Annotated in this window: 17 protein-coding genes; 10 read left to right on the top strand and 7 right to left on the bottom strand. The window is 29.8% G+C overall.

The genetic code is table 4. The features are described 5' to 3' along the window. Positions 1-22 precede the first annotated feature (22 nt). On the top strand, positions 23-268 hold the full coding sequence (locus MAGA_RS01430) for a DUF2188 domain-containing protein (RefSeq protein ID WP_011949448.1): 246 nt from the start codon (positions 23-25) through the stop codon (positions 266-268). A gap of 65 nt (positions 269-333) precedes the next feature. On the opposite strand, the gene MAGA_RS01425 is transcribed toward MAGA_RS01430, so the two are convergent. Genes MAGA_RS01425 through cypl form a run of 3 tightly spaced genes read right to left on the bottom strand, consistent with a single transcriptional unit; the run spans position 334 to position 4,342 of the window. After that, the gene (locus tag MAGA_RS01425; RefSeq protein WP_013021916.1) at positions 334-2,085 is read right to left on the bottom strand and encodes an ABC transporter permease subunit; all 1,752 of its coding nucleotides are present in this window, start codon (positions 2,083-2,085) and stop codon (positions 334-336) included. Further along, on the bottom strand, positions 2,049-2,960 hold the full coding sequence (locus tag MAGA_RS01420) for an ATP-binding cassette domain-containing protein (RefSeq protein ID WP_013021915.1): 912 nt from the start codon (positions 2,958-2,960) through the stop codon (positions 2,049-2,051). Before MAGA_RS01420 ends, MAGA_RS01425 begins: the two co-directional genes overlap by 37 nt. Further along, positions 2,960-4,342: an ABC transporter thiamine pyrophosphate-binding lipoprotein p37/Cypl gene (gene cypl, locus MAGA_RS01415; RefSeq protein WP_013021914.1), complete on the bottom strand. Its 1,383-nt coding sequence runs from the start codon at positions 4,340-4,342 to the stop codon at positions 2,960-2,962. Before cypl ends, MAGA_RS01420 begins: the two co-directional genes overlap by 1 nt. A 436-nt stretch (positions 4,343-4,778) precedes the next feature. Here cypl and MAGA_RS01410 point away from each other — a divergent pair, with 436 nt between their 5' ends. The 8 genes from MAGA_RS01410 (at position 4,779) to MAGA_RS01375 (ending at position 16,578) form a co-directional block, all read left to right on the top strand. Continuing rightward, on the top strand, positions 4,779-6,581 hold the full coding sequence (locus tag MAGA_RS01410) for an MAG3090 family protein (protein ID WP_013021913.1): 1,803 nt from the start codon (positions 4,779-4,781) through the stop codon (positions 6,579-6,581). A 113-nt stretch (positions 6,582-6,694) separates the two neighbouring features. Beyond that, positions 6,695-8,071 (top strand): glycine--tRNA ligase, encoded by a 1,377-nt coding sequence (locus MAGA_RS01405; RefSeq protein WP_013021912.1) that lies wholly within the window; start codon positions 6,695-6,697, stop codon positions 8,069-8,071. Between the two features lie 41 nt (positions 8,072-8,112). Then, positions 8,113-10,050: a DNA primase gene (gene dnaG / locus MAGA_RS01400; RefSeq protein WP_013021911.1), complete on the top strand. Its 1,938-nt coding sequence runs from the start codon at positions 8,113-8,115 to the stop codon at positions 10,048-10,050. Continuing rightward, positions 10,043-11,572: an RNA polymerase sigma factor gene (locus MAGA_RS01395; protein ID WP_013021910.1), complete on the top strand. Its 1,530-nt coding sequence runs from the start codon at positions 10,043-10,045 to the stop codon at positions 11,570-11,572. The genes dnaG and MAGA_RS01395 overlap by 8 nt, the downstream gene beginning before the upstream one ends. A 5-nt stretch (positions 11,573-11,577) precedes the next feature. Then, positions 11,578-12,363 carry a Nif3-like dinuclear metal center hexameric protein gene (locus MAGA_RS01390; RefSeq protein ID WP_013021909.1) on the top strand — a complete coding sequence of 262 codons (786 nt, stop codon included), beginning with the start codon at positions 11,578-11,580 and terminating at the stop codon, positions 12,361-12,363. 107 nt (positions 12,364-12,470) lie between these two features. Beyond that, positions 12,471-13,835, top strand: coding sequence for an FAD-dependent oxidoreductase (locus MAGA_RS01385; RefSeq protein WP_013021908.1), 1,365 nt, complete (start codon positions 12,471-12,473; stop codon positions 13,833-13,835). 346 nt (positions 13,836-14,181) lie between these two features. Beyond that, entirely contained in the window at positions 14,182-14,685 is a 504-nt protein-coding gene (locus MAGA_RS01380; RefSeq protein ID WP_013021907.1) for a dUTP diphosphatase, read from the top strand. A gap of 18 nt (positions 14,686-14,703) precedes the next feature. Further along, on the top strand, positions 14,704-16,578 hold the full coding sequence (locus MAGA_RS01375) for a S41 family peptidase (protein ID WP_013021906.1): 1,875 nt from the start codon (positions 14,704-14,706) through the stop codon (positions 16,576-16,578). 38 nt (positions 16,579-16,616) lie between these two features. Here MAGA_RS01375 and tsf read toward each other — a convergent pair whose 3' ends face one another. The 4 genes from tsf to MAGA_RS01355 all read right to left on the bottom strand — a co-directional run bounded on the left by tsf (position 16,617) and on the right by MAGA_RS01355 (position 20,481). Continuing rightward, a complete protein-coding gene (tsf, locus tag MAGA_RS01370) occupies positions 16,617-17,513 on the bottom strand; it encodes a translation elongation factor Ts (RefSeq protein WP_013021905.1) in 897 nt (298 codons plus the stop codon). A 52-nt stretch (positions 17,514-17,565) separates the two neighbouring features. Further along, positions 17,566-18,519, bottom strand: coding sequence for a 30S ribosomal protein S2 (gene rpsB, locus MAGA_RS01365; protein ID WP_013021904.1), 954 nt, complete (start codon positions 18,517-18,519; stop codon positions 17,566-17,568). A 190-nt stretch (positions 18,520-18,709) separates the two neighbouring features. Then, positions 18,710-19,639 carry a DpnII family type II restriction endonuclease gene (locus MAGA_RS01360; RefSeq protein WP_013021903.1) on the bottom strand — a complete coding sequence of 310 codons (930 nt, stop codon included), beginning with the start codon at positions 19,637-19,639 and terminating at the stop codon, positions 18,710-18,712. Next, complete coding sequence (locus MAGA_RS01355; RefSeq protein WP_013021902.1) at positions 19,639-20,481, bottom strand: DNA adenine methylase; 843 nt, start codon at positions 20,479-20,481, stop codon at positions 19,639-19,641. The genes MAGA_RS01360 and MAGA_RS01355 overlap by 1 nt, the downstream gene beginning before the upstream one ends. Positions 20,482-21,005: 524 nt before the next feature. On the opposite strand from MAGA_RS01355, the gene MAGA_RS01350 reads away from it, so the two are divergent. Continuing rightward, positions 21,006-22,670, top strand: a complete 1,665-nt coding sequence (locus tag MAGA_RS01350; RefSeq protein ID WP_013021901.1) for a variable surface lipoprotein — start codon at positions 21,006-21,008, stop codon at positions 22,668-22,670. Positions 22,671-22,673: the final 3 nt, after the last annotated feature.

Genomic DNA, 22,673 nt, shown 5'->3' with positions numbered 1-22,673 from the left:
TTGCATACATATAAGGAGACATATGAGCGCTTTAGATAAGAAAAATGAAAAGAAAGTAACTGTTTGACATGTAACTCCTAAAGGTGATGTTTGACAAGTTAAAGGTTCAGGCGCCCTTCGTGCCACTAAGATTTTTAATACTCAAAAAGAAGCAATTGATTATGCTAATGAATTATCAAAAAGAAACAGTGGTTCAGTTTTAATTCATAGAACAACCGGCGAAGTTAGAGCCAGCATCAATAATAAAAATAAAGCAAAAGCAAAATAGAGTTTTTTACTAAGAGCACTATAAAACAGCAATAAAAAAACAAAGAGACACGTTCTGATGTCTCTTTATTTTTTAACTCGTTTAATAACTAGTCTACCAATTATGTTAATTAAAAGTATTGAAAAGCAGCTTAGTCATACATATGAAAGAGCAACTCTAGGTTGGTATAATCTGGTATCTAGATACCTGCTTATATTTCTACCTATGTGTAACTCTTGACTTGCTAAAACATAATAAGTGATTGAATTTCTAAAAATAAGCTCAAAGTAAAAAATTGTCATTGAGATAAAGTCTACTTTTATTGCAGGAAGGACATATTTAAGAAAAATTTGGTTATTGGTATAGCCTTGCATCCGCATGTTATTAATTACTTCAATATCTAGATTATCAACAACCTCTGTTAGTTGTTTTGACTTAGAACACATTTGGTGAATTCCAACAACTAGCATTAATAACGTTATAGGACTAGGAAAAATATTAAAGAATGTATAAAACAAAACTGTTGTTGGGATTAATCTTACTAAAACATTTAGTGAACGTGCTGTTGCAGCAACATATAACTTATTTAGATTTAAAGACTGAAGTCTAATAGCAATGAGTGTCAGAACAATACAAATGAATAGGGAAGCGAAAGAAAATTGTAATGAGTTTCAAATAAGTAATAATGGATTATGATTGACGTCAGTGCTTTTAAAACTAAAATGTGAAAAGTCTGGGTTAAATATTTGCTCAAAAAACTTTTTAGTAGCATCTAAGTTATGAATTTTTATGCGTGTTGTGGCAAATGTTGTAATTGAAACAACTGCAAAAAGCATAAAAATCAAAACAATTATTGCTCTACGGACATTGATTTTTTTAGAAAGTCTGTTGTAATACGAAATTTTGTCTTCATTTTTTCTAGGCAAAATAACTTTTGTTCTAGCTTCAAATAAAAACCGTTTGAAAACATAATTAAGTACTTCTAATAGTAAAACAAATACCATTAGCACTAAAAGTGGAATACCTAATTCATTAAAGAATGTAATATTGTGTGATGCATAGTAAATTAACTTACCAATACCTGGGAGAGTAAGAGCACCTAGAATTGATGCTCATCTCATATTGGATTCAAATGAAAAGATAAACAATGCAATTATTCTGTTTTTAACTCTTGGATAAATTTCTTTAAAAAAAGCTTTTGTCTTTGAATTACCTTGCATAAGAGAAATTTTATAAGCCTCTAAATCAACAGAAACTAGTAACTCTTCATAATACTTATGCAACCATAGTCATGTAAATCATATGTAAACTAACAGTAAACTTAGCTCGTTTTGAATGCTAAGAATGAAAATCTGAATAAAGACTAATTCTGGAATGGAACGCAAAATTAGCATAATAACAAACACTAAAAAGGCGCTGTATTTATTTGTTGGTGTAGCAAAAGAGAAATAAGCGGTAACAAGTGCTAGTACAAAGCCAATAAAAGTTCCTGTAAGTGCTAACTTAATAGTTGCTCAGAGCACTTTCATTGTTTCAAGCAGCAAGTTTTCATATTTACCGTCGAACCGTCCAGTTCTTTCGGTGTATTTATTTCCAAATGAAAATAAGCGTTTTAACTTCTCACCAACATCATGCAAGTTGGAAAATTTTATTCTGCCTGATAGAGCATAAACCGAATAGATAGAAATTGCTAAAATGGCTATAAACAAGATGTGAAAGTAAACTGGATGTAGCTTTCAGCTTGTTGATGTATTTGATTTTTTGTTTACATACCTGTATTTAAAAAATGTCGATTCTTTAACTAAATCTTTGTTTCAATTATTGAATTGAGCTCTCATTGTTCAACATCTTTAGTTTTTTTATCAAACACAATTGTCTTGTTTTTAATAGCAATAACTCTGTCAAAATTTTCTTTAACTAAACTTAAGTCATGAATGTTAACGATAATAGTTTTTCCTTGATTAGCAATTTCTCTAAGCAGTGATAAAACTTCTAAACTAGTTAGTCTATCAAGGTTTGAAGTAGGCTCATCAGCTAAAATTAAGTCTACATTTTTAACTAATAATTTAGCAATTTCAACTCTTTGTTGTTGCCCACCACTAAGATCGCTAACTTTGTAAAATGCTTTATCTAAAATTCCTAATTCATCTAACTTAGTAAATATATTAATTTTTTGCTCTTTAGTAATAATGCTAAACAATTTATAAAATCAATTTTTGTATTGTGAAATTGATCTAGTTATATTGTTATAAACATTTTCAGTATTAATCAAATTAGGCTTTTGTGTTAAAAAGCCAATTCTGGACATAATACTTTTCTTTTGCTTTTTGTAAAATATTTTTTTATTCTTACAACTTTGTCTTTTTGCTATCTTGTCTTCTAACTTTTGCTTATTACTATCATAAACAAAAGCTCGACGCGAAGTGTCTCAATCTTCTAAACTTATGTGTGCTTCTTCAGACTTATTTTCTGTTAAATTACTGTCTTTTTTGGCTGTTTTATAGATATTTTGGCCAAATAATCTAACACTGCCCTTTGATATTTCAAGGGCATTAACTATTACCTTAAAAAGTGTGCTTTTGCCTACACCACTTGGCCCAATTATGGCTATAAACTCGCCACTCTCGACATTTAAATTTAGATCTTCAAGTATGTAGTCGCTTTTCTTGTTATACTTAGCGTAAATTCCTTTTAATTCAATAACTTTAGACATTATTTCGCGCTAGGACTAACAACTGATAATTTATCAAAGTCTTGTTTTGATTCAGCACGAACTTGGAACTTGGTTAATGTTTCTAACAATTCCATATTTATTGGTTGGAATTTGTTGTAACCAGTGTAAATTCCATATTGGTTTTCTTCTAATGATAATGATTGTAATGCTTTAGAAATTAAGTTAACTTGTGTTTGTGATAAACCTGTTCTACCTAAAACCATATCATATGGTGCTGGGTTGGTTAATGTTAACACTCTAACAACATCGTTTTCAGCATCGTCGTATAATTTGCCTTCTTTGAAATTGGTTGGTTTAAATTGACCGGCATTGTCGCCTTCTTTTTGTGATAATGTTCAGTTATATTCACCTTCATCGCCAAAACTAATGTGTGGTGTTGATTTTTTCTTACTATTTTTATCTTCGGTTTCCTTACCTAAAGAATCCCCAGCACTTTTGCCTCTAACAACATAGTCTTGGTTATTTTGCAAGAACTCATTAATGTCTTTTAAATCTTTTCCAAAGTGACGTGCTAAAAGAGCAGCTTGATATTTGTATTTACCGGCACTAGAAGTTTTCTTATAGCTTATTCCGTGTTTGTAGAAGTCTTCTCAATTCTTTGCTTCTCATGCTTTAACTATCGCATCTCTAGTTGCTTTATTACCTGAGATATAAATAGCGCCATGGTAAACGTAAGTAACTTTGTCTTTCTTATAGAAATTGGTGTATTTTGAGCCATCAAATTGAAGTGTTTTGCCTTCACCAGTTACTTCAGATCATTCTGGATATTCTTTACCAATTTCTTTAGTTCATTTGATGTTGTTTTGATCTGCATGAACACGTAATTTGTCATTTGCAGAACCATCAACATACACATCATTATCACCAGCACCTCAAGTAAATTGCAATGTACTTGCTTGTGAAACTATTTTAGGAGCGAATGCAGAGTTGAATTTGCCATCTTTTCATAGTTCATTGACATATTCAGTATAGTTTGCTATGTATAAGTCATTTTCCTTGTTATCTGCTGTTAATTTAGTGTAGTATGATCCATCGCCGTCAACTTTAATAACAAATTTAACATCAGGCAAGTCCTTGGTCTTAGAATCTTTATTTTTAAGTTCATTAAATCTTTTACCTAACAATTCTAAAAAATCAGTTTCTAATTTTGTACCTTGAAAACCTTTATTAACTCAACCATTTGTTATTGATATTTCTGAATCTCATTTAGACACGATATCTTCTTTTTTCTCATTGGCTGCAGCTTCATTAGCTGCATTATTTTGATAAGGTGATTCACCACCACATCTAGCAGCTACTAAAGGTGAAGCAGCTAAAAATGCAAAACCACCTAACTTAGCTAATAAATTTATTTTCTTCATATAAAAATCTCCTTAAATACAGGGAGATTTTTCGAATATACATTCGTTTGCGTGCTACGCTAGCATTACCTAGATCAGCTTATAGGTATATTCTCAGCCATTATAGATTAATAATTCAGGCACCCTGTATATAAATATTTTAATATAAATTTAAAATTTAAATACAAATGGCAAAAATATGAAAAACACAATAATAGAAAAATTTTTCCTTTTATGCCTGTTTTATAGGTATATTGGGATAGGTTATTCAATTAGCTCTAAAATTAGTCTAAAAAATCAAAATTCTAGCCCTTCTGTTTTTCTTAATATCTTTAAAACAGCCATAAAAGATGAAAATATATTCACTAAAATGTTAAAAAATGCGGCATTTTGCTATAATTAGAGAAAACATATAATTTTTTATTTAGTTGAGATTAAATCGAGGAGCAACAACATTATGAAAAGACTTAATTGTACTTATGAATTTAAACAAGATAGTAAATTCCCTTGATTATTGAAACACCCTAAAGTAAAAAAAGGCCTAGCAAAGTTTAAAACACGTGAAGATGCTTTGAATTGGTATATGCTCTTAGATTATGAAACAGCAGTTTGATTCCAAGACAATCAAAGAATTTTCGCAGGTCAATTAACAATTGATTATGAAGATGGTGAATGATACTACTACATCAAGACTAAAGACTTTGATGGCGAAGCAACTTATGATGGTGTTTGCCATGAATTAGGAATTAATCCATACAATTACAAACGTGATAGAGATGCCGAAATTAAAAAAGGCAAAAAGATGACTGAAGGCGTAGATTTTATTTTAATCTCAGATCCTGCTACATATTTCCCATTAAACTTAGAGATTTCAAAAAGAAAACGTAAAGATTTAGTTGACATTGAGCACATCAAAGTACAATACGAAACCAAAATTTTATCATTGCAAGAGCAAATTAACTCTACTGACGAACATATGTCTGAAGAGCTAAAACAATCTAGAGAAGAATTAGCTAAAAAAGAATTAGAACTTAAAGAGATTTCAAACAAAATTAACTTATTAAAACAAAATACATTAGCTCGTCAAGAAGTTCAATATGTGCAATTTATAGAATTAAAAGGTTCTGATATTTTTGGTGCTACAGCCCTTTACAATGAAAAAATTAAAAAAGTTATTGAAGGCTTAAATAGCAAAAAAATAAGCTGAGAAGACTTTAATAGAATTAAGAAAAACTTTAGTGATTTTGATAGCTCAATTGCCTATAAAAAAGCTAGAATGAGCGATAAAGGATTAAGATTAATCACTATATTGCATGATGAATTTAAAACAATTTCTATTGAACTACTTTCAAAATTAGAACCTAGTGATGAATTAGATGATTCATATGCTAATAGAGCATTTTATAAAGGTGCTGAAAGTAAATTAATTTCAGTAAGCTGAGAATTATCATTTGTTTTAGTTGAATTTATGCACGTAGGTTTTGTGCCTGTAAGTGAATATACTTATTCAATTCCATACTTAGTTGAACGTTCAAAATACTTAGTTACTTTAATTGATGCTGGCGACAATAATAAGATTGTTACTTTCCAACCAGGATTAGAGCAAACTAGTGAAATTGAATTAGTAGATGACAAAGATGATGTTGTTGAAACTAAGAGTGTTGAATTCAAAGAAGAAGCTGTTAAAGAAGAAGTTAGTGAAAGCAAAGAAGCTAAGAATCCAACATTAATTTATTATGAACTTGCTAAACCTGAAGCTGTGCAAGAGTCAATGCAAACTGCTGTTATGGAAGAAAAGGCAGAGCCAGCAGTTATGCCTGCTGAAGCTACTGAATCTAAAGAAGCTACAATTATTCAATATAACTTAATTAAAGAAACTCCAGCAGAAGCTAAAGAAGAAGTTGTGCCAGTAGCAATGATGGCTGAGCCTATGCCTGCTGAAGAATCTAAAGAAGCTGAAATGGTTGAGCAACCCGCAATGATAGAAGAAACACCTATGGTAGTTGAAAATCAACCATACTTCTATGAAGATCGTGTTACTCCAAGTGTTAATATAGAAGATTACACCCTTCCAGCTGAAGAACAAATATTAATAGTTGACGAATCGAAAGAAAAAGAAAAAGGCATAGTTGCTAAAAAGAATGTTTTATTTATTGCTGCCGTGACATTATTAGTCATACTAATAATAGCTATAATAGCTGTATCAATTTTAGGTATAGTACACCTAACAACTGATGTAAACATCTTCAAAAGCCTATAAACATTAAACAAATAAACAATAATTTTAATAATTGTTGTTTTTTGTATTCTTTTTTCAAAATAAATAAGTATTATTAATAATACTTAAATTTATATGTAGGAAATTTGGCAAATATGAATAATAAAGACAAAAATATGGCTAGCATTATAAACCATTTAAAAGCTACTGGTTTTGTGTTTCAAGGAAGCGAAATTTATGGTGGATTAGCTAACACCTGAGACTATGGGCCACTTGGTTCGCTTTTAAAGGAAAATATCAAGGATTTATGAAAAAAAGAGTTCATATATAGCGAGCATAATAACTTTTTAATTGATTCAAAAATATTAATGAATCCTAAAGTGTGAGTAACTTCTGGCCACGTTTCTAATTTTAATGACCCTTTAATTGAAAATAAAGTTAATGGCAAAAGATATAGGGCTGACAAAATTATTCAAGAAATTGACTCTTCATTAATTCCCGAGGCAATGACTTTTAAACAAATGCATGAGTACTTAGTTAAAAACGTAACTGAGTATGATAATTCAAAGTGTAATTGAAGCGAAATACGTAAGTTTAACTTAATGTTTGAAACCAAGCAAGGAATTATTGAGGGCGAAAAGAGCTTAATTTATCTAAGACCAGAAACTGCTCAAGGTATTTTTGTCAATTTTAAAAATGTTTTAAGAAGCACTAGAGCAAAGCTTCCAATTGGAATTGGACAAGTAGGCAAAAGTTTTAGAAACGAAGTAACTCCAGGCAATTTTATTTTCAGAACTAGAGAATTTGAGCAATTGGAGCTTGAAGTTTTTCATGATCCAAAAGATTCAGAATCAATTTTTAATAAATACTTAAATAAATGTAAGACTTTTGCTAACCTAGTTGGAATTAAGGATGAAAATATCAGAATTAGAGCACATGAGCAGGATGAATTAAGTCACTATTCTAGTGCTACTAGTGATATTGAATACTTATTCCCTTTTGGCTGAGGCGAATTATTAGGAGTTGCTAACAGGACAGATTTTGACCTAAAAGCCCATATGCAAGCTACTGGAGAAAGCCTAGAGTACTTTGATCCAGTAACTAATTCCAAATTAATTCCTTATGTAATTGAACCATCGATGGGTTTAGACAGATTAATGCTTGCATTATTAATTGATTCATATGATGAAGAATTAGTTTCAGAAAACGATACTAGAATCGTTTTAAAAGTGCCAAATGCAGTTGCGCCATATAAATTTGCAATTTTACCTTTAGTTAAAAAACTAAATGAAAAAGCTGAAGAAATTTATAAGCAGCTGCTTAAATTAAATATTCCAATCACTTATGATGATGCCGGCTCAATTGGTAAAAGATACAGACGCCAAGATTCAATTGGCACACCTTATTGCATCACAATTGATTACGATTCATTAAATGATGAATGCATAACTATTAGAAATAGAGATAGTATGTCGCAAGAAAGAATTAGTATTTCTAGCCTATATGAATTTGCCCAAAAGACCTTTAAATAAGCTTTGTAAGTAAAATAATTAAGAAAGGACAGTACGCAACAATGTCAAGAGTTTCAAATGAAATTGCCAACAATATTATCGCATCAAATGACATTGTTGATGTTCTTAGAGACTTTATTGAATTAAGAAAGAAAGGGCAATCTTATGTTGCTCTTTGTCCTTTTCATAATGACACAAATCCATCAATGAGCATTGACACACGTAGGCAGATATTTAAGTGTTTTGTGTGCAACACTGGTGGCAATGCACTTACTTTTTTAAAACTTTTTAAAAAATGAAGCTACATTGAATCATTAAAATACTTAGCTAATAAAGCAGGCATTGACTTTGATTATTCAGAAAATACTTATGAAAGTGATAATCAGGATAAATTAAGTCAAACTGATATTAAAGTTTATGAAGCATTAGATAAAGCTAATTCGTTTTATAAATCAGAACTTATTAAGTCAAACAACCCTGTAATTCAGGCATTTTTGAAAAAGCGTAACCTAAGTTACAATGACTGCAACAAATATGACATTGGCTATGCACCTGTGATGCGCTTTAAAGAAGTTTTTGCTTCTGAAATTGAACATGAACTAAGCATTTTATCGAATGCTTCATTAATTTCACTTAATAATAAGGAAGAATTTTTTAAAAATAGAATTACTTTTGGTATTAGAAATGAGCAAAATCAAATAGTAGGTTTCAGTGCAAGAGCTTTAGATGATTCTAAGCCGAAATATATAAATAGTTCAGACAATAATTATTTTAAAAAATCAAGCATTTTGTATAACTTAAACAATGTTTATCAAGAAAGCAATTTTAACCAAATTGTCATTACAGAAGGCTTTTTTGATGTTATAGCATTAAATAAATGCAACATTAATGAAGCAATTTGTCTAATGGGAACAGCCTTAACCAAAGAGCATGTTTATAAGCTGCAAAAGTTTAAAAAAATAATTTTATTTTTAGATGGCGATAATGCTGGTCAAGAGTCAACTTTTAAAACTATTAAGACACTGTTGCAAAATAATTACACTAACATTTATGTAGTAAAAAGCAATAATAAGCTTGACCCTGATGAGTTGCTAAACACTTATGGTGCTCATGCTGTTAAAAATTTAATTAATGATGCTAGCTTATACATATATTTTGTTTATGACTACTTACGCCTAAAATTTGGTCTTTATGATGGATTTAACATAATTAATGTCAATGAAATGCAGTTTCAAAAGTTCGGTACTGAATTTTATCCTTTTTGAGCATACTTGTCGCAAAATGCTGCATCTGTTTTTAATGAAAAATTAAAAAAAGAATACAATAGAGATATTAACTTTATAATCGACAAAGGCAAAAATTTTAATAATGATTTTAGTACTTTCAATAATGTAAATTTAAATAATTATGATGAACCTTATGACTATAACGATTCATTTTACTACGATGATATTGTAGATAGCCAAAGTTTTAATGAGCAGCCAAATTTTAGCAGTCCTAAACTCTATAAGCCTATAAAACAGGAATATAAGCAAAATTGGATAGAAAAAATGTTGCTAATTTTACTGCACTATCCTAACTTACAAGAGTTTTTTTACAAAAATTATTCTAAGGAGCCATTTGAATCAATTGAACTTAATTCAAGTGCTTTAGAATTTAACAAAGACCTTAAAGTTATTTACAAAAAGTTAATTAGTCGCATAAAAATTGATGAAAGCGAATCAAAAAGCATAATTAAAAAATTTACTGAAGAAGGCAAAGACTTATTTATAAGAAAATTAAATTTTGATAATAAGGACATAGTGCAATTAGAAAATGATTTTGCAGAAATTTATAAAAGAGCTAGAGATGATGATCTAAAAAGATACAACTACTATATTGTCAATGATCTAGGGGCTAATGGATCAGGAATATTTACAAACGACAAAATAGTTAAGGAAATTTTAGAGAAGCAAAGGCAAAATAAATTAAAAATGGATGATGAGGAGCAGAATGAGTAAAAAAAGTGAACTAAAGGCGACAGTTAAATTAATCAAGTCACACCTTAAAAATTTAGGCAAAAGTACTTTGACTCAAGAAGAAGTTTATGAGTACTTAGATTCAATTAAAGTAGAAGTTCCAGATGATGATATGGATATTATGTTAGAACTTCTTCTAGAGGAAAATATTCTTGCAGATGATTTTGATGAGGGCGATGCTTCATTTGTTAATAGTGATGACATTATGGATGAAGTTGATGCTGAAAAATCTATAAATAAGCTTGATTCGTCAAAAGGCTATGATGATGGCTTAGATAGCAAAATACAAGTTAAGTCAAATGATACTGAAGATTTAGAAGATGATTCAGAATATTCAAAATTAATTGGCAACTATAGTGATAATTCATATGATTCATATGAAGATGAGTCTGAAGACTTTATGGTTATGGATGATGATTATCATGATTCAAGCTATGATGAAGATGACGAAGAAGACGAAATAGTCTATAAAACAGATGATAAAGATCAAAGCGCTACTAAAAGTAAAAGAGGAAGAAAGCCTAAAGATAAACTTAGTTTAGATACTTTGGAACTTGAAGATTTTTCAGCTGAAGAAATTGATCTTAGCGCTAATTTATCAGTTAAGAAAGAAGATCTTAAAAATAAGCTTACTGAAACAAACGACATTGTTAAGTGATACATGCGTTGAATTGGTAAGTATGGAAAATTATTACAACCTGAAGAAGAATTTGAGCTAGCTACTGAGATGGATAAAGGTGGCTTTAGAGGTAAAAGAGCTAGAGATAAGCTAATTAAAAGAAACTTACGTTTAGTTATTAATAATGCTAAAAAGTACAAAAACAGGGGCTTAAGCTTTATTGACTTAATTTCTGAAGGAAATTCAGGAATTATTAAGGCTGTACAAAAGTACAATGTAAATAAAGGTTTTAAGTTTTCAACCTATGCAACTTGATGAATTCGTCAAGCAATTACTAGAGCAGTAGCTGATCAATCTAGAACTGTTCGTGTACCTGTTCACATGGTGGAAACAATTAACAAAATAACAAAAATTGAACGTGAGTTGCAACAAGAAAATGGTGTTGATCCAACTGATGAAGAAATTGCACAAAGATACGGCAATGACTTTACTGCTGAAAAAGTTAGACACATTAGAAAAATTAACATCGGCCCTATTTCTTTAGATAAGCAAATAGGAAAAGAAAATGATTCATCGTTTAGTGACTTTGTTAAAGATGAAAGTGTTGTAAACCCTGTTGACTATGCTTCACATGAAGAGTTGGTCGAAACCTTAAATGCAATACTAAAAGACACCCTTGATGCAGATGAATATGAATTAATTTGCAAAAGATATGGTGTCGGTTTTGATAATAATGGCGAAAAATATAAAGTGTTTTCATTAGAAGAATTAGCTTTAGAAAGAAATGTTTCTAAAGAAAGAATTAGACAAATTGAAAACAAAATTTTAAGAAAACTTAAGAGCAGTCCTGAAAGAAGCAGATACTTAAAAGTGTTTATGGAATAGAGTAAATGCAAATAAGAAAAATTACGAATTACCTTATAAAACAGTATCCTTTGGAAAATAAGGAAGAATGAGATCCTGCTGGCTGATCATTAAAATTTAACCTTAGTGAAAAGCTAAATGGCATAGTAGTTGCTCTTGATTTAACTTCAGAGGTATTAGAAAAAGCACTGTGCTCAAATGCAAATTTAATTATTACCCATCATCCATTTAAGTTTTATAAAACCTGAGAAGAAGAGTTTGTAAATGCTCCTTATAAAAGTCAAATTTTAAAAACTCTTAAACAAAAGCGTATTAATGTTTTATGCTTGCACACTAATTATGACAATCATAAATTTGGTACTAGTTTTCAAATCGCAAAAATGCTTGAATTAGAGCAAAATATAGCCCATTTTGAAAATTCAAACTATCCTATAGCAATTAAAAATGTCAATTTTAAATTAAAAGAATTAGTTTTGCTTATTAACCAAAAATTGAATCTATACCAAATGCGCACTAATATTAATTTTGATGAATCAAAAAACAAAATTATCAAAAATATTGCAGTTTTTTCAGGTTCTGGTTCAATAAGTGAAATAAACAAAGTTGATGATACATATGATTTAATTATCACTAGTGATATTAAATGAAGTGACTGACTAACATACAAAGAACTTAAAATTCCAATACTAGAAATAAGCCATTTAGATGAGCAAGTGTTTATTTATGATATTTATAATCAATTAAGCAATAATTTTAGTAATATTACAATTAAACTAGCAGAAATAAAAAACGAGCCTTATAGAAATTTATAGGCTCTTTTTTATATTTTTTGCATATTTACATATTATTTTTTCATATTTAATTTTAAGTATTAAATAAAGTTTAAAATTTTTTTACTATATTAAATTGGAGGACTTATATGAAGATTATTTTAGTGGGAGCAAACCACGCAGGAACTTCATTTATCAGGACAGTTAAAACCGTAAATAAAGACGCGCAAATTACAGCTTATGACAGAAACACAAACGTGTCATTTTTAGGTTGTGGTATAGCAGTTTGAGTAGGTGGTGAATTTAGTCAACCAGATGGTCTATTTTACTCATCTCCTGAAATTTTAAGAGACAAATATGGTGTTGACTTAAAAACTGAACATGAAGTAATTAAAATTAACAAAGACAAGAAAGAAGTAGTTGTTAAGAATCTAAAAACTGGTGAAGAATTTACAGATACATATGACAAATTAGTATTTGCTGGTGGTACATGACCAATTGAACCTAAGATTCCAGGTATTGAATACAATAATATTGTTCTTTCAAAATTATTCCAACACGCTCAACACTTAGTTGAATTAGCAAACGATGACAAAATTAAAAATGTTGTTGTTGTTGGTGCTGGATATATTGGAATTGAACTTACAGAAGCATTTTGACAAAAAGGCAAAAATGTTACTTTAATCGACAACAACCCTAGAGTTATTGGAAACTACTTTGACCCTGAATTTACAAATATTATGGAAGCTAATATTAAAAATGAAGGTGTTAAGTTAGCACTTGGCGAAATGGTTAAAGAATTTAAGTCAACTAACGGTAAAGATGTTTCATCTGTTGTTACTGACAAAGGCGAACATGCTGCTGATTTAGTAATAATGAGTGTTGGCTTTAGACCAAGAACAGAAATGGTTGACGCTGAAAAATTACCTAATGGTGCTATTAAAGTAAATGACTTCCAACAAATCCTAGGCGATGAAAACATCTATGCAATTGGTGATTCATCAGCTATTAAACACAGTGTAACAGGCAACCACGCTCACGTTGCTTTAGCAACAAACGCTGTTAAAACTGGTGTTGTAGCTGCATTACACATTGCAGGATTAAATGTACCATTCCCAGGTGTTGCTGGAACAAATGCTATTAATGTTTTTGGCTGCCACTACACAAGTACAGGTTTCACCGAAGAAGCTGCTAGAAGAAACGGACTTACAGATGTAGCTAGTGTATACTTCGAAGACTTTGACCGTCCAGAATTTATGAGTACATCAGAAAAAGTTGCATGTAAGATCGTTTATGACACAAAGACACTAAAATTAGTCGGAGCTCAAATTGGCTCATGAGGAAATGCAATCCACACTGAAACAATTTTCATGTTAGCTCTAGCTATCCAAAAAGGACTAACACTTCCTGAAATTGCTCTTACTGACGTTTACTTCTTGCCACACTTCAACAAGCCATTTAACTTCGTTTTAGTTCCTATTTTAAAAGCATTAGGAATTGACTACAAATACTAATAATAGTAATTGACAACTATAAAGAAGCATCATCACTACCTTGATGTGCTTCTTTTGTTTATTGGCTTATTAGCCTATAAAACAGCATTTAAGGGGTGCTTTTTTTGAACCAGAACACGAAAACTTGTTTCTAGTAAGCTGATTAAAAATTTATTTTGCTTACCTTTTAACTAATGCTAGTTTTCTAAATTTAGAGACTAGCTTACACACAAAAATATATTTACCTTATGCCCACTAAAAAGTATAAAATTTACATAATAAGTAAGGTTTTTTACTCATAAATTAAGATGTTTAATTTAAAATTTTATTATTTAACTATATATAAGAATTGTTTATACTTTTAGCCATGAATTTAAAAAAAATATTTGAAATGCAAAGAGAATTAGATAAAGCAATTATCAATCGTAATGATGTTGATGCTTCAAGTAGTAATATAACTCAAGCTGAATTTGATGAAATGAAATTGCTAGCAACTTTAGTAGAAACTGCTGAATTTGCTAATGAAGTTCAATCATTTAAATATTGAAAAGCAAACAAAACAATCAACCGTGAAAAAGCTTTAGAAGAATTTGCTGATATACTTCATTTTATTGGCTCTTTTGCATACAAATATAATGTCGAGCCTGATATTGAACCTCTAATATTATCTAACAATGTAAACAGACAAATTTGTTTATTATTTAGTACAATCAGTAGCGCAATTAATAATTTAAATAAATATGTTATAGCGCAAATGCTAGCAATTGCCCTTGGCGTTGCTAAGTTATTAAATTATTCAGAAGATGAAATAATTCACTGATATTATGTAAAAAACAAGAAAAACTATGAAAGAATAAAAGAACGATACTAATTAAATAAAGGAGCAATTGTGAAAAAAACATTTAATAAATTTATGCCATTAGGCCTTCCATTAATCACTGCTCCTTTTATTGCGGCTCAGTGTGTAAATAATCAAATAGTTAATACTGAAGGTAACTATACTGTCAATAGACATGCTTTTGTTAATGCCGTTCAGTACTATGAACATATTGGTAAAGAAGGCATAGACACTTACTATTTTAATAATGACAGAATTCCTTATGTATCTGTAAAACAGGCTCTTTCGGCTTTAAATGGTGTGGTAAATACTAATTTAATCCAAATGGGAACCCCTTATAATTTCTTGCATAGACAAAATTATCAAATTTATAGGGCTAATGGTGCTACATTAAAATTTGACTGAGAAAATGACACAATTGAAATGAGTGACCCTAGAGTTTTTGGTATTTTAAGCGGCAAAAAAACCTTAGGCATTATGCATAGTTTAACACCATTGCAATTTAAAAGCAGCTATATTGATGGTAAGCCACATAGCATTAAGTTTGACTTAAAAAAATATAATTGAAAAGTCCATGCAATAAACAAAGAGCCTATAATTCCTTTATTTGTTTTCAACTTACTATTTTTAAGCCAAAACTACTATAATTTGCGTTTTAACGGCTCAGAATATTATGGTGTTGATATAGACACAACTATTAGAACAACACCAGGAGCATTAAGCGAAATAACTAACAAATTTAAATTTACTCCCGAAACAGCCGCACAAAGACAAGATGCCTTACAGTCATTAAGATTCGTTTTTGATAATTTTTATGGACTTGCTGAAGAGAAAAAGTTTGACAAAGTTGGCTTTGAAAGTTGATTAGATCCAAGTATTAAAAAAGACATACTTAACAAAAACCCTTTAATTTACAACAAAGGCTATTTTAAAGCCTTACACGGCCAAATTAATGAATTACACACCTCAGTAAGACAATTTAATTACTATACACCATTAGAATATTCAGATGGCGAATTTATTAAAAGTCTAGTAGATAAGTCACTACTTGAATATAAAGAAAAAGTTAATCCAGATTTTAAATCAAGATGACTAAATGCGAATGAGCTAAAACTTAAATTAGGTACGCTTAGAGATAATGCAGAATTTCATGACTCTATTGGTTCAAGACGTTTATTAAAAGTCGGCGAACACAACGGAAGACCTGCAATAATTGAAAGCAACACTCCTGTTGTAAGATTCTTGCCAGATAACAAAAGTGCTGTTATTACTTTGGACAGCTTTAATACTGTTTCAGAAGAAGAGCTTACAGGCGATCCTGAAAAGCATTATATGGCTGATTCATTTGAATTAATTAAATACGCACTTGATGTGATTGAAAGAAGGGAGTTAGCAACTCACTCTGAAATAAGTAATATTATTTTAGACATTTCACAAAATGGTGGGGGCAATATTGCCGCACTATACAGACTAATTGGCCTAATTAAAGGAAAGCAAGACAGGAAAGCTTATTCATATGCTTATAATACACTCACTAAAACACTAGAAGAATCAGTTTATAGAGCTGAAATACCACAAAAGTATTTAAATAAAGACTATAAATGATTCTTATTAACTAGCAATCTAAGTTTTAGTGCTGCTAATGCTTTAGTAGCTTATACAGCAGCTGATAAATTAAGTCCATCTAGTTCAAAAGTGCAAATTATTGGACAAAAAACAGGTGGTGGTGCTTGTGCTATTATTCCAATTGTGCTTTCGGATGGGACAATGATTGTTGTAAGTTCAAACACTAAAATTGTTACAAAATCAGACGAAAAGCACTATGTTTCAGTCGAAAACGGTTTTGAAGTGCCTGCAGAAAACCAACTAAATTACGAAGACTTTTACAATGATAATGCTTTAGCTGAGCTAATAGCAAAAAAATAGCCAGGAAAGAAACCTTGGCTATTTTTTTATTTTGTTAATTACATTGACTTGCTCATTTGTTCAGCGACTTCAGCAGCAAAGTCTGTTTCTTTTTTTTCAATACCTTCACCAAGACCAAATCTTATTGCTTTAATTAATCTTAATTTGTGTTCTTTTAGGTATTGTTGAACTGTTTTAGACTCATCCATAATAAGCTTTTGTGAAAGAAGTGTAACTTCAGAAATCTTTTTGTCCACAAAGCCTTTTCTAATTGTTTCTTGGATTTTTTCAGGTTTGTCACTAAAGCCTGCTGGTTCTTTAAATTCTGAAGCAAATTTTTCTAATACGCTGCCTGGAATATCTTCAGCAAAAATATATTCAGGATTCATTGCACTTAGGTGCATAGCTACATTTCTAGCAGCTTCAGCATCTGAACCTTCTGTAAGCATAATTGCACCAATTTTGCCGTTAATGTGAACAAAGGTTGAAACTGATTGGTTTGTACCTGCATCAATTAAAACAAAACGTCTTAATTCGATTTTTTCACCACACTTAGCACTGTATGATGAAATTGCATCAGCTAATGTTTCTTCAGAATTAGCTACTTTAAGTGCTAAGGCTGCTTCAGCACCATTTTCTTTAACTAATTCAAAATTTGCAACGATTGTTTGTGCAACAGTGTTTGCTAATGCCACAAACTCTTCACCATGTGCCACAAAGTCTGTTTCACAGTTTAATTCAACTAAAACTGCTCTTTCATTATTGCCTGCTTCAACTAAAAGTCCATCTGCTGAAACTCTATTTGCTTTTGAAGCTGCTTTAATTTTTCCATTTTTCTTTAAAAATGAAATAGCTTCTTCAACGTCTCAATTTGAAGCTTCTAGTGCTTTTTTACAGTCAGACATTCCGGCTGCTGTTCTTTCACGAAGTTCCTTAATTAGAGCCATTTTATCCATAATACTACCTCTTTAGTTGTTATAAAAATACTACAATATTATTTTATTTGAATTATTCAGCAGCTTCAGTGCTTGTTGTAGTTTTTTCTACAGTTTTAACACCTTCAGCACTATTTTGTTCAAAACTTCTTCTTTGGTTCATAAATCTTGGATTTAAAGTTTTGTCAGTTTTGAACTCAGGCAATATAACTTTGTCATCACCTTGGTAAGCAAATTTAGCTTTTCCGCCACGAGCTGTAGCAATAGCATCAGCTAGGATTGTCATAATTAAAGTAATACTTTTAGCTGAATCATCATTTGCAGGAATACCAAAGTCAACAGCATCAGGGTTTGAGTTTGAGTCTAAAATACCAATAACTTTAACACCTTTGCTTCTAGCTTCTTTAACTGCTATAGCATCAACATTAGGATCGGCTACAATCATAAATGAAGGAAGGCTTTGCATTTTTCTTATACCATCAAGATTTTTGTGCAATTTATCCAATTCTTTTTGTTTGATTAATCCTTCTTTTTTGGTGTAGCCTTGGAATTTTTTAGCAGCTTGTGCTTCTAATTCTTCCATTACTTTAACTCTTTTGAAAATTGTAGAAGCGTTTGTTAATGTACCACCTAGTCATCTTTCTGATACATAGAAACTGCCAGTTCTTAAAGCATTATCTTTAATTGTGTCTTTAGCTTGTTTTTTAGTACCAACAAAAATGAATGTTGTTCTAGGGTTTTTTGCAACAAATTTATTTAAAATGTTGTAAGCAAATTCTAAACGTTGTAGTGTAACGTTTGTATTAATCATGTGCATTCCACGTTTTGATTGAGGGTATAGAAATTCCTTCATTTTAGGATTTCACATACTCTTTTTGTGACCAAAATATGTACCAGCTTCTAATAATTTTTCTCTAGAAACAATAGTAGGTTTAACTTCTTTTGAAGCTTTTGAATCATCAGCTTTTTCAGCCATATTATTTTCAGCTGTTGTAGCTTGTTCAACTTTTAAGTTTTCGTTTTCCATAAAATAAAATTCCTTTAGTTTGTTATATCTTCCCATTACTTCTAACGCCTAGCACCCTTTCTCAAGGCACACCCAAGCGAATCCATAATAGTGTAATAATTTGATATCAAATTTAATTAAAAATTCTTTTTAATTATAAAGCAAAATGAAAAAAATAAGCCAATTTTGACTAAAAACTTGGACAGTATTTTTATTCCTTAGTAACAGATTCGCTTACATCAAAAATTTGCTTAATTCTTTCTTCAAATTCACTTGATTTAGCAACGTGATAATTTACTATTTCAATGTTGTCAAATGCTTTGATTAGTTGATTATGTGAATTTTGTTTTCATACTAATCCATCAGAAATTAAAATGAAATAGTTACCGGTTTTGCGTAGTTCATTTTTTCTGTTTATATAGCTCTCTATTATTTCATTTGGCTTTGAGCCTCCTGTTTCAAAATAATTTAATTCAATATTTAATGCTTTCCCATTTTTAACTAATACAATGTCGGCTATTTTATTATGCAATCCATCAGTGAACTTTAAGTTGTCGTTTTCTATGTCTTTAAACCTAACTTGCTTATAAAAAGTTAAATTGTATTTTAATGCTATTGATATTATTAAATTTTCACACAGTACCTGAAAATTTTGACCACTTCTATTTTTTCGACCATGTGTATCTAAACCGACCAATGTACCTGTTAAATAGTCTATTACATTTCTTTTTAAAATGTCAGTAAACAAATTTTTTAGTCCTGTTTTTTTAAAAAAGTTAAGATATTTTTCTATTTCATCAAAGGACAATTTATCCTGAGCTACAAAAAATTCTATGTCATTTACAACTTGATTCTCGTTGTCAAATATTTCTAACTTTGTGTGTCTGTTTACTAAATGTTCTCTATCCTGCTTTGATAATGCTAATAAAAATGGGAAAGTCTGCACAACAGATGGGAGCTTTGATAGTAAGGCAATAAAACTGTCGTCAAAATTATTGGTCTTAGATATTAATGAATTTAAAGCATTAAATTCTACTTCTAATTGTTCTGGCAATTTAACATTTTGCCAATTTACAAAATAAGCATAGTTTTTGTTTGTTGGTAATAATGTTTCAACAAAATAATCAATTTTATTACTCATTAACTTCCTTTATTATAATTTGTAATTATAACTTCTTCCCCTACTCTTTTGCTTGCATCAGAATTAATTAGTCTTTTTGTTTTTATAACAGTAATATTGTAGTCTCTGTATAAATCCCTAATTAATTCAGTGTTATGATTTGTAAGCATTAGATAACAACCTTTTTTATCTAATTCTTTAAATACTTTAGCCAATCTTTTGTGATCATCTAAAGTAAAGCCATCTTTTGTATATGAAGTAAAAGTACTGTTATTAAGTGGTGCATATGGACTGTCAAAAAATACAAAATCACCTTTTGATGCAGTTTGAACTGTTATTTCGAAGTCCGTATTTGTTATAACTTTGTTTTGTAGTCATTCACATGCTTTTAAAATATTATCTCTATCAAATGATTTTATATTTTCTTTATTATTAAAAGGTACATTAAACAATCCTTTTGAATTCACTCGATATAGACCATTGAAACAGCGCTTATTTAGGTAAATAAATAGTGCAGCATGTAAAACATCATATTCACTATTTTGAATCTTTTGATTAAAAAGATTTCGACTTTTATAATAATCACTTTTAGAAGTGAATTTATTATCTAATTCACTCAGCACATCAATTAATTCATTTGGATTATCTTTAACTATTTTATATGTATGAATTAAACTTTTGTTAATGTCATTTATATAACTAACTTGGTTAAGTTTGAGTGAAAATAATAGAGCACCAGCGCCAACAAAAGGCTCATAATAATTATTAAATTTAGATGGAATTTTGCTTAAAATTTCACCCAATAATTGGCGTTTTCCGCCTGCTCATTTTACAAAAGGACTCGGAAGAATTGATGATGACATACATTAATTTTACTAATAAAATTGATGTTTTTAAATAGATAAATTTTTCAGTTACTTGATTATTTAATGTATATCTAAAATGCTATTTTTGTTGTGTATATTTTGTATTTTAGAAATATACTTAACAATGATTTGTTAATTTATTCAATGTTTTATTTGCAATTTTCTTAAGCAGATAGCATTGCAGTGTTAAATCTCATTTCAAACATTTTGTGCAAAATCTTTTGAAATTCCAATTTATTCTGTAAATTTCCCAAAAACACTATTTTATAGTGCAAAAAACAATACTAACACATTTGTATGATGAAAAGTAATGATGCTCTGTTTTCATAAATATTTGCACAAAATATTATAACTATTACATAATATATAATTTTAGTTGACAAGGGTGCTGTAAAAGGCTGAGATTATACCTATGAGTTGATCACGGTAATTCGTGCGTATCTCGATCTTTATTTTTAATATCCCTCTTGTCGAAGGATATTTTTTTATCCTAATATTTAACAAATTATTGAGGATACATTATGAAAAGAAATAAATTGTTACTATCATTTGGATCACTATCAGTTTTTAGTGCAATTCCATTTATTGCTGCTAAATGTGATGATACAAGTGAAAAAGATAACAAAACTCCAATTAATCCAGGTAATCCTGGTGAAACCACTGAAAACCAAGTTGTAAAAGTTGAACTTGGTAAGTTAGGTGAGAAAACCAAAGAAGAGCTAAATAAATTGGCTAAAGATGGTGTGACAAAAGCACAAGTTGTTACTGTTCTTAAAACAGAAAAAGGCTTAGAAAACCTAACTGAATCTGACTTAGCAAAAGTTGAATTTAAAGACAATAAATTAACTATTGAAGCTAATAAAGAATCAAAATTAGTTTCAGGAACATATGAATATAGCGCTCAAAAACAAACACCAGATGCAGTTATTGATTTATCTAAAGTTCAACTAAATGGTGAAACAAAAAAACTTTTAAAAGCTGAAGCTAAAGAAAAGCCTGACAAAACTAAGGTTCTTGCTGCTCTTAAAAAAGATGATAATTTTGCTAAATTAACTGAAAGTGACTTTGAAGTTTTGTTTAAAGATAGTACTTTAACTGTAAAAGCAACTGCAGGTTCAAAAGTTATTAAGGGTGAATTAAGCATTTCAAATAAAACTGAATTAGATAATATTACTTTAACAAAAGAAATAAAAGAAAAATTACAAACTGAGTTGTCAAAAAAAGATTTTAAGCCTGAAGACATTGTTAATGTTCTAAAAAAACTTCCTGAATTAAAAGATTTAGATGCTAAGGATGTTGAAATTAAAAAAGAAAGTAACAAGCTAACCATTGCTGCTAAAAGTACATCAGCTAAGTTTACTGGCACATTAAACTTTGTATTTAAGGTAATGCTGAATGCGATTATGACTGAAGATATTAAAAAGGAACTTCAATCAGAAGCCAAAGACAAGCCAAATACATCTAATGTTGTAAATATTCTAAAAAAGATACCTGGATTAGTAACACTTAAAACTGATGATGTAAAAGTTGAATTCGGCACAGGGAAACTAGTTATAAGCGCTTCTGAAACTTCTGATCTAATCATGGGCACAGTTTCTATTGAAAAAAATAGTGCTTCAATAAAGATTAATCTATCAACCTATAATCTTGATGAAAAAACAAAAATGAGTCTTCTTGAATCATTAAATGAACAAAATGATGAAGAGAATGATTCAAGTAAAACTAGTGTTTGATTCACTTTAAACAGCTTATTTAAAAATGGTTTAGAAGAAACTGATTTTGATTTAGAGATTGATAAAAACAACGGCACAATAACTATAACAGCTTCAAAAGATTCAAAAAGGCTTGAAGGTAAATTCACACTTAGCAAAAACCCAGGCAATGCTGTCCAAAATGGAAAAGTTGATTTAAGCAAACTTAAACTTGATGAAAGTTTTGTAAAAGAATTCCTAGAAGAATTTGAAGATGGTAATTTTGCTAGTCTATCAGCTGTTAAGCTACTAAAAAAGGTTAAAGAACTAGAAAAAATAACTAAGGATGACATTGAAAAAATTGAAGCTGAAAAAGATGGCACAACATCTGCAAATGGCCTTGTCCAAGACATTTATAAAAAAGTAACAATTAAAGCAAGCGCTTCGTCAAAATTAATTTCAGGAACACTAGCAATTGAGAAAAAAGTTAAATAAATT

The organism is Mycoplasmopsis agalactiae (genome assembly GCF_000089865.1).
GTDB classification, from domain to species: domain Bacteria; phylum Bacillota_I; class Bacilli_A; order Mycoplasmatales; family Metamycoplasmataceae; genus Mycoplasmopsis; species Mycoplasmopsis agalactiae_B.
Note: the sequence above shows the minus strand (reverse complement) of the source record. Positions and strands in the feature narration are given on the sequence as shown.